The organism is Nonomuraea sp. MTCD27 (assembly GCF_041950495.1).
Classification (GTDB): Bacteria; Actinomycetota; Actinomycetes; order Streptosporangiales; family Streptosporangiaceae; genus Nonomuraea.
The window spans coordinates 179,186-193,988 of sequence record NZ_JBGNUW010000013.1; the positions used below are offsets into that span (position 1 = coordinate 179,186).

At 72.5% G+C, this 14,803-nt stretch carries 13 protein-coding genes; 5 read left to right on the top strand and 8 right to left on the bottom strand.

The annotated features are described in order from the left end of the window. Positions 1-34 precede the first annotated feature (34 nt). Both ACBJ59_RS34140 and ACBJ59_RS34145 read left to right on the top strand, forming a co-directional pair. Positions 35-709: a TetR/AcrR family transcriptional regulator gene (locus ACBJ59_RS34140; RefSeq protein WP_375114312.1), complete on the top strand. Its 675-nt coding sequence runs from the start codon at positions 35-37 to the stop codon at positions 707-709. Positions 710-761: 52 nt separating this feature from the next. Beyond that, entirely contained in the window at positions 762-1,487 is a 726-nt protein-coding gene (locus ACBJ59_RS34145; protein WP_375114313.1) for a phytanoyl-CoA dioxygenase family protein, read from the top strand. 65 nt (positions 1,488-1,552) lie between these two features. On the opposite strand, the gene ACBJ59_RS34150 is transcribed toward ACBJ59_RS34145, so the two are convergent. After that, the gene (locus ACBJ59_RS34150; protein WP_375114314.1) at positions 1,553-2,920 is read right to left on the bottom strand and encodes a pyridoxal phosphate-dependent decarboxylase family protein; all 1,368 of its coding nucleotides are present in this window, start codon (positions 2,918-2,920) and stop codon (positions 1,553-1,555) included. 129 nt (positions 2,921-3,049) lie between these two features. On the opposite strand from ACBJ59_RS34150, the gene ACBJ59_RS34155 reads away from it, so the two are divergent. After that, entirely contained in the window at positions 3,050-4,435 is a 1,386-nt protein-coding gene (locus tag ACBJ59_RS34155) for a glutamine synthetase family protein (RefSeq protein WP_375114315.1), read from the top strand. 299 nt (positions 4,436-4,734) lie between these two features. Here ACBJ59_RS34155 and ACBJ59_RS34160 read toward each other — a convergent pair whose 3' ends face one another. The 4 genes from ACBJ59_RS34160 to ACBJ59_RS34175 all read right to left on the bottom strand — a co-directional run bounded on the left by ACBJ59_RS34160 (position 4,735) and on the right by ACBJ59_RS34175 (position 11,156). After that, a complete protein-coding gene (locus tag ACBJ59_RS34160) occupies positions 4,735-8,058 on the bottom strand; it encodes a CARDB domain-containing protein (protein WP_375114316.1) in 3,324 nt (1,107 codons plus the stop codon). A gap of 275 nt (positions 8,059-8,333) precedes the next feature. After that, positions 8,334-9,779, bottom strand: a complete 1,446-nt coding sequence (locus tag ACBJ59_RS34165; RefSeq protein ID WP_375114317.1) for a serine/threonine-protein kinase — start codon at positions 9,777-9,779, stop codon at positions 8,334-8,336. A 202-nt stretch (positions 9,780-9,981) separates the two neighbouring features. Then, positions 9,982-10,965 (bottom strand): LuxR C-terminal-related transcriptional regulator, encoded by a 984-nt coding sequence (locus tag ACBJ59_RS34170; protein ID WP_375114318.1) that lies wholly within the window; start codon positions 10,963-10,965, stop codon positions 9,982-9,984. A 65-nt stretch (positions 10,966-11,030) separates the two neighbouring features. Beyond that, entirely contained in the window at positions 11,031-11,156 is a 126-nt protein-coding gene (locus ACBJ59_RS34175; protein ID WP_375114319.1) for a hypothetical protein, read from the bottom strand. 342 nt (positions 11,157-11,498) lie between these two features. Here ACBJ59_RS34175 and ACBJ59_RS34180 point away from each other — a divergent pair, with 342 nt between their 5' ends. After that, the gene (locus ACBJ59_RS34180; protein ID WP_375114320.1) at positions 11,499-11,675 is read left to right on the top strand and encodes a hypothetical protein; all 177 of its coding nucleotides are present in this window, start codon (positions 11,499-11,501) and stop codon (positions 11,673-11,675) included. 162 nt (positions 11,676-11,837) lie between these two features. Then, positions 11,838-13,052 carry a helix-turn-helix domain-containing protein gene (locus ACBJ59_RS34185; protein WP_375114321.1) on the top strand — a complete coding sequence of 405 codons (1,215 nt, stop codon included), beginning with the start codon at positions 11,838-11,840 and terminating at the stop codon, positions 13,050-13,052. A 61-nt stretch (positions 13,053-13,113) separates the two neighbouring features. Here ACBJ59_RS34185 and ACBJ59_RS34190 read toward each other — a convergent pair whose 3' ends face one another. Genes ACBJ59_RS34190 through ACBJ59_RS34200 form a run of 3 tightly spaced genes read right to left on the bottom strand, consistent with a single transcriptional unit; the run spans position 13,114 to position 14,803 of the window. Then, positions 13,114-13,920: an SDR family NAD(P)-dependent oxidoreductase gene (locus ACBJ59_RS34190; protein ID WP_375114322.1), complete on the bottom strand. Its 807-nt coding sequence runs from the start codon at positions 13,918-13,920 to the stop codon at positions 13,114-13,116. Further along, positions 13,908-14,357, bottom strand: a complete 450-nt coding sequence (locus ACBJ59_RS34195; RefSeq protein WP_375114323.1) for a MaoC/PaaZ C-terminal domain-containing protein — start codon at positions 14,355-14,357, stop codon at positions 13,908-13,910. Before ACBJ59_RS34195 ends, ACBJ59_RS34190 begins: the two co-directional genes overlap by 13 nt. Next, positions 14,354-14,803 (bottom strand): MaoC family dehydratase N-terminal domain-containing protein, encoded by a 450-nt coding sequence (locus ACBJ59_RS34200; protein ID WP_375114324.1) that lies wholly within the window; start codon positions 14,801-14,803, stop codon positions 14,354-14,356. Before ACBJ59_RS34200 ends, ACBJ59_RS34195 begins: the two co-directional genes overlap by 4 nt.

The following is a 14,803-nucleotide window of genomic DNA, read 5'->3' on the forward strand; positions in this document are numbered from 1 at the left end:
CCTGAACAGCCCCGGCTTCCGGGACAATGGCCACGTGCCGACACCGCCCATCAGCCAGCGCCTGGCCGAAGCCGCCGTGGCGCTCTTCGACGAGCACGGCTACGACGAGACCACCGTCGACGACATCGCCGCGCGAGCAGGCGTCAGCCGCAGCACGTTCTTCCGCTACCACCGCTCCAAGGAAGACGCGATCTTCCCCGACCACGACACGCTGCTCGACCGGATCGCGGCCCGGCTGCGCGCCTCCACCGCCGACACCGCGATCGTGGCCATCACCGACGCGGTCCGGATCGTCCTCGCCCACTATGTCGACGACGCGGAGGTGTCGCTGCGCCGCTACCGCCTGGTGCGCAAGGTGCCCGCGCTGCGCGACCGCGAGATCGCCAGCGTGGCCCGTTACCAGCGGCTGTTCCGCGAGTTCGTGGGCGAATGGCTCGGCGACTCCCCCGACGCCGGCCTGCGCGCCGAGCTCATGGCGGCCTCCGTGGTGGCCGCGCACAACCAGGTCCTGCGCGGCTGGCTGCGGGCCGGCGGCACGTACGACCCGAGCGAGCGGCTCGACCACGCCCTCGGCTACGTCATCGCCACCTTCCGCCACCTCGAACAACCCCAGGAGAGCGACCAGGTCGTCGTCGCGACCTTCAGCCGCGGCGCCTCCCCGCAGGCCGTCATGGCCGCCATCCGTCAGCACCTCGACTCCCGCGCCTGATGCGGCACGGGGGTCGGAAAAAGCAGTGGACGGCGTTGGTAGCGTCCTGAGCATGGGAATCATCGATGTCGAGCAGTTCGTCGCCGACGGTTTCGCCAAGGTGGAGCAGATCGTGCCACGCGAGGTCGGTGACGCAGCCAGGGCGTTGTTGTGGCAGCGCATCGGGCTGTCGCCGGACGACCCGGCCGGGTGGACGCAGCCGGTGGTGTGGACGGCCGACCTGACCGGGGAGGGGCCGTTCGGGCAGTTCATGGCCAGCCCGCGGCTGCACGCGGCGCTGGACGCGGTGGCCGGCCCGGGAGGGTGGGCGCGGCGCGGCAGCGTCGGCAACATCCCGGTCCGCTTTCCCCGGGTGCCGCCGGCCGACGACCGGGGCTGGCACGTCGACTCCAACACGGCGCGGCCCGACGGCACCTGGGGGGTGAGCAACCGGCCGGCCACGCTCCTGCTGCTGGTGCTGTTCTCGGAGGTCGGCCCGGACGACGCGCCGACCCGGGTGCGCGCCGGCTCCCAGCGCGACCTGGCCAAGGTGCTGGACGAGCAGGTGCTCGACCCGATGCAGATGGGGCCGCTCTTCGACGCGACCGGCGAGGACCGGCCGGTGGCGCTCGCCACCGGGAGCCCCGGGGACGCCTACGTGGTGCACCCGTTCACCGTGCACGCCGCCCAGGAGCATCTGGGGACCGAGCCCCGGTTCATGGCGCAGATGCCGTTCATGCTGACCGAGCCGCTGTCGCCGGGGCAGGGCACGCCGCTGGCCCGCGCCATCGACTGGTGACCCTCTTGTGCTGGTGACCCTCTTGTCACGGAGGCAGCCGCGCCGGCGGGCGGTTCCGGCCGGTGTCAGGCGGCGGCGCGGGTGATCGCGGCGACCGACCGGTCCACGTCCGCCTCCGCGGTGGTGGCGTTCGACACCGAGATCCGCATCAGCCGCCGGCCCCGCCAGGTGGTGCCGCCCGCCCAGCAGGTGCCGTCCGCCTGCACCGCCGCCACCACGCGGTCGGTGCGCGCGTCGTCGCCGAAGCCGACCAGCACCTGGTTGAGCACCACCTCGTTCACCACCTCGAACCCCGCCGCGGTCAGCCCCTCGGCGAACCGCCGGGCCAGCGCGCAGCAGCGCTCGACCAGGGCCGCGACCCCGTCGCGCCCCAACTCCCGCAGCCCGGCCCACGCGGCGAACCCGCGGGCGCGGCGCGAGGACTCGGCGGTGAGGTCCGCTCCCACGGGCACACCGCCCGATCCGACCAGGTACGCGGCGGCGAAGGACATCGCCGCCGCGTGCGCGTCGGGCCGCGCGCAGAACACGAAGCCCGAGTCGTACGGGAGATTCAGCCACTTGTGACCGTCACAGGCCCAGGAGTCGGCCAGCTCCAGCCCGTCCACCAGATGCCGGGTCCCGGGGGCGGCCGCGGCCCACAGCCCGAACGCCCCGTCCACGTGCGCCCACCCGCCGTGCCGGTGGACCAGCTCGCACGCCTCCCGGAGCGGGTCGCAGGCGCCGGTGTTCACGTTGCCGGCCTGGAGGCACACGACGGTCGGGCCCGGTGAGCCGGCTCGCAGCCGCTCCGCCAGCGCATCGACGTCGACGGCGCCGTTCGGCCCAGCCGGCACCGGCTCCACCACGTCGGTGCCGAGGCCCAGCAGGCGCAGGGACCGGTCGATGGTCACGTGCCGCTCCTCCCCGGCGATCACCCGGATCCGCGGCGCTCCGAGCAGCCCGCGCCGCTCCACGTCCCAGCCCGCGTCGGCCAGCACCTGGTGCCGGGCGGCGGCGAGCCCGGCGGTGTTGGCCGCCTGGCCGCCCGTGACGAACCCGGTCGATGCCGACGGCGGGATCCCCAGCAGCTCCTTCAGCCAGGCCCCGGCGGCGGCCTCGGCCGCGACCGCCGCCGGCGACGTGACGGTGTTGGTCGCGAGCTGGTCCCAGCCGGCGGCCAGGATGTCGGCCGCGGTCGCGGCCGGCGACGCGCCGCCGACCACGAACCCGAAATATCGCGGGCCGGCGGTCGCGACCAGGCCGGGTTCGGCCGCGGCGAGCAGGTCGGCCAGCACCCGGTCCGCCGGTGTGGGGGCGGAGGGCAGCGGGCCGGAGAACGCGGCGATCAGCGCGTCCAGGTCGATCGGCGGTCCGACCGGCCGGTCGGGCAACGAGCGCCGGTAGGCGGCCGCGTGCTCAGCGGCCGAACGAAACAGATGCCCCAGTTCCTCCACGTGACGCACCTTATCGCCGGCAGCATCCCGCTGCCCGCGAGCGGGCGGCCTGCCGCGATCGACGCGGAGAGTAGTATCTTGGCTACTCTAAGTGGCTATGGCGAGTGACTGCTCGTGAGGGGATGCCGAATGCTCGACCAGGTAACCGCCGGCGCGCAGCAGGGCGGCACGGAGGATCTCGATCTGGCCGCGACGGGCGTGGCCGGCGTCACGATCGTCTGGGCCGACAACAACGGCATCCCACGGTCGCGCACGGTGCCCGCCGGCCAGTTCGGCGCGGCGGCCAGGCTCGGGGTCGGGGTGACGCCGCTGTTCGCGGTGTTCGACTCGCACGACACCATCACCTTCGAGCACGCCCCGCTGGGCACTCCCTCGGGTGACATCCGGCTGGTGCCGGTTGTCGAGCGGCTGGTCCGGCTGGCCGGGCAGCCCGGGTTCGCGTGGGTGCCGGGGCGGCAGGTGGCGGCCGACGGGTCCCCGTGGCCGTACGACCAGCGGGGCGCGCTGGAGCGGCAGGTCGCCCGGGCCGGGGCGCTCGGCCTGGAGTTCCTGGCCGGTTACGAGATGGAGTTCCACCTCAGCCGGGCCGACGGCGACGACGGCGACGAGCTGCGGCCCGTCTACGAGGGGCCGTCCTACGGGCCGGCCAAGATGCTGGCCGTGGACGCCTTCGCCGAGCAGCTGCTGCGCGACCTCGACCGCAACGGGGTGCCCGTCGGCCAGTTCCACGGCGAATACGGGCCGGGGCAGTTCGAGTTCAACATCGCACCGTCCGACCCGGTCACCGCCGCCGACCGGCAGCTCCTGGCCCGGCAGACGGTGCACGCGGCCGCCCGGGCGCACGGGCTGCGCGCCAGCTTCGCCCCGCTGGTCACGATGGGCCAGGTGGGCAACGGCTGGCATCTGCACACCTCGCTGTCCCGGGCCGGCACGAACCTGCTGTCCGGCGGCGACGGCCCGGCCGGCATGACGGCCGAGGGCGGGGCCTACCTCGCCGGGCTGCTGCGCGACCTGCCCGCGGTCGTGGCCGTCACCGCGCCGAGCCTGTCGTCGCTGCAACGGCTGCGGCCGGGGTTCTGGACGGGCGCGTTCACCTGCTGGGGCGTGGAGAACCGGGAGGCGGCGCTGCGGCTCGTACCGGCCACCCCGCTGCTGGGACCGGCGCACGCCAACGTCGAGCTCAAGCCGTCCGACGCCGCCGCCAACCCCTACCTCGCGCTCACCGCCGTCATCGCCGCCGGGCTGGCCGGCATCGAGGACGGGCTCACGCCGCCCGACCCGGTGCAGGAGGACCCGGGGACCTGGAGCGAGGCCCGGCGCGCCGAGCACGGCGTCCACCGGCTGCCCACCACGGTGACGGAGCAGCTCGACGCGTTGCTGGGCAACCAGCGGATCCGCGCGGCGCTGGGCGAGGAGCTCACCGGGGCCTTCCGCGCGGTGCGCACCTCCGACGCCCGCCGGGCGGCCGACCTCGACGCCGGAGCCGTGGTGCGCTCCTACCGCTGGCTCTACTGACCCTGGCCAGGCAGGAACACCCGGCGTCCGTCTGGCCGGCGAGCGCCGGCCGGACGCCCGCCTCGTCTTCACCCACCTGGCCTCGGCCGCCGTCATCACCCTGCTCCGACACGCGCCACGGCGGCGACCTCCTCGGGCTCGATGGACCTGCTCGTCGCGGCCGCCTCCTCCCGCCGCCGGGCCCCTCGCCGCCAGTGGGCGCCACCCCCCGGACGGCCGCGACTCCGGGACGGGTCGCTCCCGGAGTCGCGGTGTCCTCGGGCCTGATCGGCCGTGTGGCGTTCAGGCCCCGTGCGGCGTCACCCGCCGGTGATCTGGAAGGTCGTACCCGGTTCCCTGACGATGTCGCCGGTCGCCGAGTTCGTGATGGTGACGCCGGTCAGCGTCGCGCTGCCGCGGGCGCTGCCCTGGGCCAGGATGCCGGCGCCGTTGTTGGACCTGTCGATGCGGACGCCGGTGATGGCGACGTTCGGCATGTTGCCGCCGCCCCCCTTGAACTGGATGCCGTCGTAGGTCGAGTCGGAGATGTCGGTGTCGCGGATGGTCACGCCGGTGATGTCCCTGTTCTGGGCGAAGAGCGTGATGGCGCCGAACTTCTGGGCCTCACCCCAGAAGACGCCGCCGCAGCGGTGCAGCGCGTTGTTGGCGATCAGCGTCTGGCCGGAGAAGGGCAGCGGGTCGTGGTCGGTGGCGAGCATGATGCCCGGGTAGTTCATGGTGTCGTAGACGAGGTTGTTCTCGATCTTGTTGTCGTAACCGCCGTAGATCGCGATGCCGTTCGCCCGCCACGGGAGCTGGATGGTGTTGTTGACGAACGTGTTGTCATGCGCGATGTCCACCGACGGGTCCTTCACGAACCGGTTGGCCCAGACGGCCAGGGAGTCGTCGCCGGTGGTGCGGAAGGTGGAGTTGAACACCCGCGAGTTCCGCGTCCCGTTGCTGAAGTTGATGCCGTCGGCGTACGTGTTGCGGATGCGCATGCCGCTGAACTGCAGCCCGTCGGCCGGCCCCCAAAGCTCGGGGATGTTGTCGTAGTCGCGGCCGACCCAGACGCCCACGTTGGCGTGCTCGATCCACACGTTGGCGATCTTCGTGTTCCTGCCGAACCGCCCGTTCAGCCCGACCCCGCCCTCGGCGCCGCCGGGGCCGCCGCGGATGCGGCCGGAGCCGAAGATGGCCAGGTCGGAGAGCTGGACGTTGTTGTCGATGTCGAAGCCGAAGTTGCCCTCGTGCGGGTGGTTGATGCCGCCCGTCGCCAGGTGGGGCTCGGTCAGGGTGTAGAGCTGGGAGTGCCACATGCCCGCGCCGCGGATCGTGACGTTGCTGATGCCGACCTGGTTGTACTGGCCGCGGTTCAGCGGATCGTCGGTGAGGATCTTCTTCTCCTGCCGCCACTGGCCCGGCGGGATCCACACGCAGGTGATGACGCCGTTCTGGTCGTCGGTGACCGCCCGCTGGATGGCGGCCGTGTCGTCGTTGCCGTCGTCGGGGACCGCGCCGTACTCGGTGATGGAGGTGCATTCGGCCGGCTTGTCGGCCGGGGGCGCCACCTGCTCCAGGTCGATCAGGTCGATGATGTAGAAGGCGGCGTTGTCGCCGGCGTCCCGCTGCAGCCGGAACTTGGTGCCGGCCGGGTACGAGCGTGACAGGAGCGCGTGCGCCTCGTCGAACAGCCGCCGCGCGTCGGCCTGCGGAGTGTTGGTCAGCGCCTCCGGGTCGTCGCTGGTGCCGTACAGCCAGCTGTGCCGGGACGACAGGGTGAGCTTCCGCGCGAAGACGCCGTCGACGTACAGGCTGAGCGTGGCCTCGATGCCGCCGCCGCCCGCCGCGTCCGGGATCGAGTTGCGCACCACGATCGAGTTGGCGGGGTTGGTGGAGGTGAACTCGACGTACTGGCCGGTGCTGTTGAGCCGGACCGACTTCCGGCCCGACGACTCGGTCGCGAAGTTGGTGTGGCCGAAGGTGCGCAGCGGGTCCGCCTGCAGCAGGGTCCCCTGGTAACCGGCGGCCTCGGCCTCGTACTCGACGTACGGCACCGAGGCGCCGCGCCCGACCGTGATCGCCTGCGCGAGCGAGTTGTTGCCCTCGTCGGTCTCCGCCACGACGCCGGTCGCGTCGGCGGTGGCGGTGACGGTGGCGCCGCCGCTGGTGGCGGTCCAGCTGCCGCTGACGGCCACGTCGGCGGTCGCACCGGCGGCGATCGGCGGCGTCTGGGTGTCGAGCGTGGTGCCGCCCACCGCGACCCGGGTGACCGTGGTGGCGCCGGTGGTGCTGGTGCCGCGGTTCTTCACGGCCACGGTGAAGGTGACCCGCGCTCCGGCGGCGGGGTTCGGTGGGTTGGCCGTGATGCTGAGGACCTGCAGGTCGGGTCCGGGAGCCTCGGCGACGACCAGGGACGTCGGCGCGGTGAAGGTGTTGTTGCTCTCGTTCTGCTCGGCGACCTTGCCGTCCTCGTCCACCTTGGCCGAGAGCTGGTACGTCCCCGCGCTCCTGGTCCCGATGTTCGCCGAGACGGTGGTGGAGGCGCCGGCGGCCAGGGCGCCCACGGCGGCGGTGCCGACCTTGGTGGTGCCGGCGTAGAAGGTGACCGAGGTCGCGGCCGAGCCCGCCGTGCCCGCGTTCCTGACCGTGCTCGACAGCGTGATGGCGGTCGTCGCGGTCGGCGCTGCGGGCGTCCAGGTGAGATTCGTGACGGTGAGGTCGGGGTTGGCGGCCGGGGTGCCGAAGATCTGGAACTCGGCGATCTGGCCGCCGGGGGCGCCGGAGTTGGCGGTGATCTGCAGCCGGAGGTCGGCGACCTTGGCGGTCACCGGGATCGTCACCGTGTTGCCGGTGGCCGGGTCGAAGGTGTAGGCGGTCGGGGAGACCAGGTTGGTGAAGGAGGTGGCGTTCTGCTCGCGGCCCAGCACCTGGATGGTCTGGGTGCGCCGGGCCCAGGCCGCGTCCGGGTTGAGCTTGAGGGTGATCGAGCTGAGGTCCGCGTTCGCGCCGAGTTGCACGGTGAGCGTGGTGGGGTAGGTGGCGCCTTCGAAGTAGGTCTGGACGTTGTTGTCGTTGGCGTTGGCGGCCACGTAGGTGTGGGTGTGCGCGGAGCCGGTGATGGGTTTGCCGAGGGCGAGGTTGGTGCCGGGGTCGGGGTTGTCGGGGGCGCTGCCCCAGGCTTCGAGTTCTGCCAGTTGTCCGGCCGGCCAGCCGTTGTTGGCGGTGATCTGCAGGCGTAGGTAGCGGGTGGTGGTGGTGGTGGGGAAGGTGATGGTGGCGGTGGGGTTGAAGGTGTGGGTGGCGGCGGGGGCGATGGTGTTGAAGGCGGTGCCGGTGGTGCTGCCCTGGACGGTCAGGGTCTGGGTGCGGCTGGGCCATCCGGTGGGGAGTTTGAGCACCAGTTTGTTCACGCCGGCGGTGGTGCCCAGGTCGACCTGGATCCACTGCGGGAAGGCGTTGTTGGCTGATTCCCAGTAGGTGGCCTGGTTGCCGTCGGTCACGTTGGCGGCGGTGTAGACGTCGTTGGTGCTGCTCGCGGTGGCGGTCTTGCCGGCGGCGAGGTTGGTGTCGGCCGCGGCTGAGGCGGGCGGGGCGACCAGGATTCCGATCAGTAACGTAAGGGCGGCAAGCAGTGCTCTCATGGGGGTGGCCCTTCGGGTAAGGCGGATGGCCGAACCATAAGATGTCGAGCAGAAGGCCGCAATATTTCGACGAGATTGCGCAAAGAAATAACTGTCGATCGGCAGACTTTGAGGATCTTCTCCCAGCGTGCGCCCATGAGCTGCGGATCCGGCGGAATTTGACGGAGCGCAAGGGGCGACGTCAAGTCAGCGCAAGAAGCTGCAAGACTTGCGCTGACCGGCGCCCCGACTTGCGCGGCTCAGACCTGGCGTCCGGGCGGTGGCTCCAGCAGGGGTCACAGCCCCTGGACCAGGGCGATGATGATCGACGTCAGCGCGACCGGCCCCATCACGGCCACCGTCACCACGATCGGGCTGCGGCCGGGCAGGAGGCGGGCGAGGGCGTTGGAGGCGGTCCGCCGCACCGCGCCCGCGCCGGGCAGCACGAACAGCCCCAGCGTGAACGCGCCGGCCGCCAGCGACTCCGCGTGGCTGCCGCTCAACCGGCCGGTCATGTGCAGGAGGCTCCCCGCGACCAGGCCGAACGCCAGCGACAGGAACATGTGGCCGGCCGTCACGAGCGCGGTCCTGGACAGCGTCGGCCGGGTCTCGGGCTCGGCGAAGTAGTGGTCGGCGGCGCGCAGCGCCAGCGTGATCGCCGCCGCCACCAGGCCCACGGCGACCGGCATGAGCACGGTGAACGCGACCAGCGTCACGAGCATGAGCACCCCGACGAACCCGCTGCTGTGCAGGAACCGCCGCAGGTCGAAGGGCTCCGCGGGGGCCTGCGGGCGCTCCCGCTCCCGAGCCGCGTGGACGGTCGGCGCCGCTGCCGGGGACGGCGGCTCCTCCTGGCGCCTCGCGGCGTATTCGACCGGCGGGAGCAGGTCGGACACGATATCCATGGTCAGCGTACGCTCGCTGATCCGCCCCGCCGGGCGGCCGGCCGGATCGAGCGCCCTGGCCATCCGCAGCAGCTCACGCGCGCTGGGCCGGGCCGCCGGATCGACCTGCAACGCCAGGCTGAGCCAGCCCCGCAGCCAGGCCGGCGCCTTGTCGATCTGCGCGCGCCCCTCCATGGTGTTGAAGCAGACCGCCTCGAACGTCCCCGTGCCGAACGGCGGCAGCCCCGTGGCGGCGAAGAACACCGTCGAGGCCAGCGCGTGCACGTCGGCCGCCTGGGTGATCTGCGAGTCACGGATGATCTCCGGCGCCAGGTAACCCGGCGTGCCGACGAACATCCCCGTCTGCGTCAGCCGGGAGGCATTCACCAGATGGGCGATGCCGAAGTCGATGACCAGCGGCTCCCCGTCGACCAGCATGACGTTGGTCGGCTTCAGGTCCCGGTGGATCACCCCGGCCGCGTGCACGTCCACCAGCGCCTGGCACAACCCCTCGGCGAGCCGGACGACCGCACGCGCCTCCAGCGGGCCCTGGGACAGCACGGTGTCCTCCAGCGTGCGGCCCTTGGCGAACCGGGTCACCACGAAGGGCCGCCCGCCTGACAGCTCGGCGTCGATCACCTCGGCCACGAAGCGGCTGCGCACCCGCCGCATGGTCTCCACCTCGCGGAACAGCCGGTCGCGCGCCTTGAGGTCGGCGGCCACGTGCGGGTGCAGCACCTTGATCGCGACCTCGCGGCCCGCGCCGTCGAGACCGAGATGGACGACCCCCATGCCGCCCTCGCCGATCTTCCCGATCACCCGGTAGGGGCCGAGATGTTCCTGCGTCTGCGTGCTCATTCCCGACGTCATCCTCCGTGATCCCCCGGCACGCCATGCTTGCGTGTGCGCTGACGGGACATTCTCCCGCAGTGCTCCCCCGAGATGCACAGTAAGCGACGATCGGCCCGAGTGCGCCGCCCACCGGCCGGAATTTCCGGCAGTGCGGCGGGCCGGGGTCGGGCCCGGACCGCGGTGGGCGCGGCGAGCGTGCGCACGCGAGTTACAGCCACCCCCGTTCGGAAGCGCGCAGGCCGGCCTCGAAGCGGCTGCGCGCCCCCAACCGCCCCATCACATCGGCCATGATCCGGCGCACGGTACGGGGCGCCAGGCCCAGCTGACGGCCCGCGCCCTCGTCGGTCATGCCCTCGGCGAGCAGCCGCAGGAGCTGACGTTCCTGCGGGGACAGGCCGTCGCGGTCGCGAACCGGTGTCGAGCCGACGGGGGTCGCCGTCGCCCAGATCTGCTCGAACAGCGCCATGATCAACGAGACCGTCCCCGGACTGCTGACCTGGACGGCGCCGGCCTTGGTGTCGGCCGGGTCGAGGGGTACCAGCGCGATCTGGCGGTCATAGATGATCATGCGCGTGGGCAGGGTCGGCACGGTACGGAATTGGGCGCCTATCCCGACCAGCCAGAAGGCGAAGGCCAGGGTGGGCCCGTCACGCCGGAGGCAGTCCAGCCCCACGGTGCGAATCGCCACACCGCGATCGCGTACCTGCTGGTCGAGCGGCTTGGCCGCCTCGATCATGGCCGGATCCTGAGGCCCCCCGGGCATCAGGGTGGCGACCTCGATCCGGGCCCGCGAGGCCAGCACCTCGATGCGCGACCTGATGGCGTCCAGGCCGATCAGCCGTTCCGCGTCGGGGTGCCCGTCACCGGGGCGCAGGCCGGCGTACTGGCTGACCAGCACGGTGATGGCCGCCTCGCTCTCGACGATGCTCTGCTGCTGGCGCAGCACCTCGGCCTGACGGCGTCGGAGCAGCAGCTGGAGCCCGGCCTCCGGGTTGACCGGGCGCATGACGCCGGGTGCCTCCCAGGAGGGTCGCAGCAGGGCCAGGTCGGCGAGCTGGTCGAACGCCTGCCTGATCTGGTCGGCACTGACCGACAACTGCGCGGCCAGCCCCTCGGGATCCGGGACGAGCCCGGTCAGCAGCAGGCGGTAGACGCGCTCGGCGAGCCTGCTCAGGCCCAGCGATTCGAGCATTCCGAGCTGCGTCTTCGCCCACTTGTTCGCAGCGACATCGATCTCTTCGGGTTTCCCCCTCGTCGTCACCGGACGTCAAGTCCTCGAATCAGCAGGTCGTAGCGCGTGCTGGTGATGCCGGTGGCCGCCGAGCGCACGACCCTGTCGATCCCCCCGGCGATCAGCCGCCGCCACTGTGGGTGCCTTCTCATGTGCATGTGGTACACGAGCTTGCTCCCTTCGCTTCCGGCCGACTGCTCGGCCCATGCTGCACTTCGGTCCAGACGGCCCGGCGGATGAGTCACCGGCCGGGCCTTTCGACCGGCGTGCCGGGGCCCGGGCCGCCGAGGTGCCTAAATAGGCCGGGCCGCTTCAGGAGCCGTTCGAGACCTTCTGCTGGGCACGGAGATCGACGCAGACTCTGGATCGACGGGGTAAGGCCGCCGGACGGCTCGGACGGCTGGAACGGCTCGGACGGCTCGGGGTGAGTTCGCCGGGGCCGGGAGGTCAGCGTCACGTGAACGCCGGCAGGCATCCACTTCCAAGGAGCAGACATGAAGCTCGCGATCCGCATCACCGCCACCGGCGCCGCCGCCATCCTCCTGATCGCTGTCTCGCCCGGGGTCACGGCCACGGCCACGGCCGCAGCCGAGACCGGCTGCCCGCCGACCGCCGCGGGCGGGCGGCCCCTCCCGCCCGTGAACGGATTCGACAGCAACATCTGGGGCTGATCGAGGGCGCCACCACCACCTGACCCGGCTCTCCCGGCCGGTGCGGCTCCTTCTGGGCACCGACCGGCCGGGCGCCACCGGCGTGCGCACGTTCCGGCGTGCGCCCGCCGGCGTACCGCACAGCCTTCCCGCGCACGCCATCGCCCTGGGCAAGGAGGCACGTTGCTCAGCGACACACACGCCGAAGACCTGGCATCCCTGCTTCGCTCGTACCGTCGTCGAGCCAGGCTGTCCCAGCAGGCCCTGGCGGACCTCAGCGCGGTCAGCGTCCGCGCCATCCGCGACCTCGAATCCGGCCGGGTCAAGAGCCCGCGCAGGGAGACCGTGCAGCTGCTGGCCGACGGTCTGAGGGTCGAAGGGTCCCAGCGCGCCGCGCTGGAGGCGGCGACCGGCCTGCCGGAGGACACCCCCGAGCCGCAGGCGCTGGGGAGCGCGTCGAGGATCCCCGTCCCCACCGGCGAGATGGTCGGCAGGGCGGCCGAACGGGAGCTGCTCCGCGAGCTCGTCCACGCCGGCGAACGGCTGGTGGCGGTCGTCGGGCTGGGCGGGGTCGGTAAGACGCGACTGGTCATGGAGGTGGCGCACGAGCTGGGCGGCAGTGGCGAATGGTGCGTCCTGTGGGCCGACCGGACCACCATGACGGACCTGCTCGGCGACGGGATCTCCGCCCTGGCCGGCGCCATCGGCGAGCAGGCCGCCGTACTGGTGCTCGACGGTTGTGACAGCTCCGGAGAGCACGCCGAGGCCCTGTTCGCCCTCTTGCGCCGCTGCCGCCGGCTGCGCGTGCTGGTGACGACCCGCCGGCCGCAGCACGCCGCGGGCTGGCGGATGTTGCCGCTCGCCCCGCTGCGCGTGCCCGCGGAGGCGGAGGCCGTGACCGAGCAGGTCGAGTCCGTACGGCTGCTGACCCGCCATCTCCGGCACGCCCATCCGGGGTTCAGCCTCGACGCCGCGAACGCGTCGGTGATCGCCGGCATCTGCCGCCAGGTCGACGGCATCCCCGCCGCCCTGGAGATGGTCGCCCAGTGGAGCGTGGTGCACCGGCTCGACGAGCTGCTGGAGGAGCTCTCACGCGACCCCGCCGCCCTGTCCGGCTGGCCGGTCCCCGCCGGACGGCGGCAGGCCCCGGCCGACGCCATCCCGCAGGCGATCGGCTGGCTGGACCAGCCCGCCTGGGAGCTGCTCGCGGTGGCCGCGCGGATCAGCCCCGCCTGGTCGGTCAAGGACGTGTCCGCCGCGGTGAACAGGCCGCTCGGCAACGTGGCCCGGCAGGTGCACGCCCTGCTGATGCTCGGGCTCGTACGGCGGAAGGAGACCTCCGCCGGGGTGTACTTCGAGATCCTCAGGAACACCCGCCGGTTCCTCGGTCTGCACTGAGTGTCGACACTGAGCGTCTGCGCTGAGTGCCGGGCCGCGGGTGCCGGCCGAACGGGCCCGGTCAGAGGGTGAAGCCGCCGCCGCACACCACGACCTGGCCGCTGATGTAGTCGGATTCGGGCGTGCACAGCAGGTAGACCGCCCCGGCCGCCTCCTCCGGCGTGCCGGCCCGCCCCAGCGGGATGGTGGCCTTGATCGTCTCCAGGAGCCGGGCGTTGACCCCGACCCTGATCCGCCTGCCCCGCATGGTGATCGTGGCACCCTCGCCGGCGGCCGAATCGGTCAGCCGCGTGGTGATCAGGCCGAAGGCGACCGCGTTCACGTTGACCCGGTGGCGCCCCCACTCCTTGGCGAGGGTCCTGGTCAGGCCGGCCACGCCGGCCTTGGCCGCCGCGTAGTTGGCCTGCCCCGCGTTGCCGCCCAGTCCCGCGACCGAGGAGATGTTGACCACCTTGCGGTGGTGCTCGACGGGATGGGACCTGATGTACGGGTGGGCGGCCCGCAGGATCTGGAACGGCGCCTTGAGATGGAGGTCGAGGATGGCGTCCCACTGCTCGTCGGTCATCTTGTGGACGACGGTGTCCCAGGTGTGGCCGGCGTTGTTGACGACGATGTCCAGCCCGCCGAACGAGTCGATCGCGCATTCGACGAACCGGCCGGCGAAGCCGGGCTCGGTCACGTCGCCGAGGCAGGCCACCGCCTCGCCGCCCGCGGACTTGACGTCGGCGACGGTCGCCTCGGCGGGCTCGGGGTCGACGTCGTTGACGACCACGCGGGCGCCCTCCGCCGCCAGCTTGAGCGCGGTGGCCCGGCCGATGCCGCGGCCCGCGCCGGAGACGATCGCGGTACGTCCGGTCAGCCTGTCCACGTGCCCTCCTCCAGGTCGGTCTCCGGGTCGGTCTCCGGGTCGGTCTCCACGTCGATGACGGCGGTGCCGCGCAGGGTCACCGTGCCGTCGGCCAGCGTCACCGCGAGGTCCAGCCGGGCGGCTCCGCCCTCGACCCCGGTTACCGTCGCGGTGCAGGTCGGCTCGGCGTGCACCGGCGTGATGGCGGTGAAGCGCACGCCGTACGACCTGATGCGCCCCTGCGGGACCAGGCCGGTGAGCAGCCGCCCGAGGTAGGCCATGTTGAGCATCCCGTGGACGAACACGTCGTCGTGCCCGGCGGCCCGGGCCGCGTCCGTGTCGATGTGGGCGGGGTGGTGGTCGCCGGACGCGCCCGCGTACAGGGCGAGCGTGGCGCGGCTGATCGGGGAGAGCCGGAGCGGCGGCAGCCGGTCACCGGCCCGCAGCGGGGTGGTCATGGGGCGGCCTCCGCGGGACGTACGACGATGACGGTGGTCAGCCGGGCGACGGGCGCGCCGCCGCGGGTGACGTCGGTGGCGCGCACCAGGAAGTCCAGGGACTTCCTGCTGTAGACGTCGGTGATGCGGGAGTCGAAGGTGAGCACGTCACCGGCGTGGGCCAGGGCGTGGTAGGCGAAGCTCTGCTCGCCGTGCAGCATGCGGCCCAGGTCGACGTCGAGCGCGCGGACGTACGCGAGGGGGTCGGGGCGCTCCATCTCCAGGCAGAACAGGAACGTCGGCGGCACCGGCAGATCGGGGTGGCCGGCCGCGCGCGCGGCGGCCACCTCGGTGTAGACGGGGTCGCACTCGCCGATCGTCCTGGCGAACATGCGCAGGCGGCCGCGCTCGACCTCGACGGTCAGTTCGGGCGAGCGGGCGCCGATGACGGACGTGTCGATGGTCAC

Bases quoted from the DNA above. Each gene is read 5' to 3' on its own strand.
- ACBJ59_RS34180 (WP_375114320.1), top strand. From the start codon at position 11,499: ATGAAGCTCGCGATCCGCATCACCGCCACCGGCGCCGCCGCCATCCTC.
- ACBJ59_RS34155 (WP_375114315.1), top strand. From the start codon at position 3,050: ATGCTCGACCAGGTAACCGCCGGCGCGCAGCAGGGCGGCACGGAGGAT.
- ACBJ59_RS34195 (WP_375114323.1), bottom strand. From the start codon at position 14,357: ATGACCACCCCGCTGCGGGCCGGTGACCGGCTGCCGCCGCTCCGGCTC.
- ACBJ59_RS34145 (WP_375114313.1), top strand. From the start codon at position 762: ATGGGAATCATCGATGTCGAGCAGTTCGTCGCCGACGGTTTCGCCAAG.
- ACBJ59_RS34175 (WP_375114319.1), bottom strand. From the start codon at position 11,156: ATGAGAAGGCACCCACAGTGGCGGCGGCTGATCGCCGGGGGGATCGAC.
- ACBJ59_RS34165 (WP_375114317.1), bottom strand. From the start codon at position 9,779: ATGAGCACGCAGACGCAGGAACATCTCGGCCCCTACCGGGTGATCGGG.
- ACBJ59_RS34170 (WP_375114318.1), bottom strand. From the start codon at position 10,965: ATGCTCGAATCGCTGGGCCTGAGCAGGCTCGCCGAGCGCGTCTACCGC.
- ACBJ59_RS34160 (WP_375114316.1), bottom strand. From the start codon at position 8,058: ATGAGAGCACTGCTTGCCGCCCTTACGTTACTGATCGGAATCCTGGTC.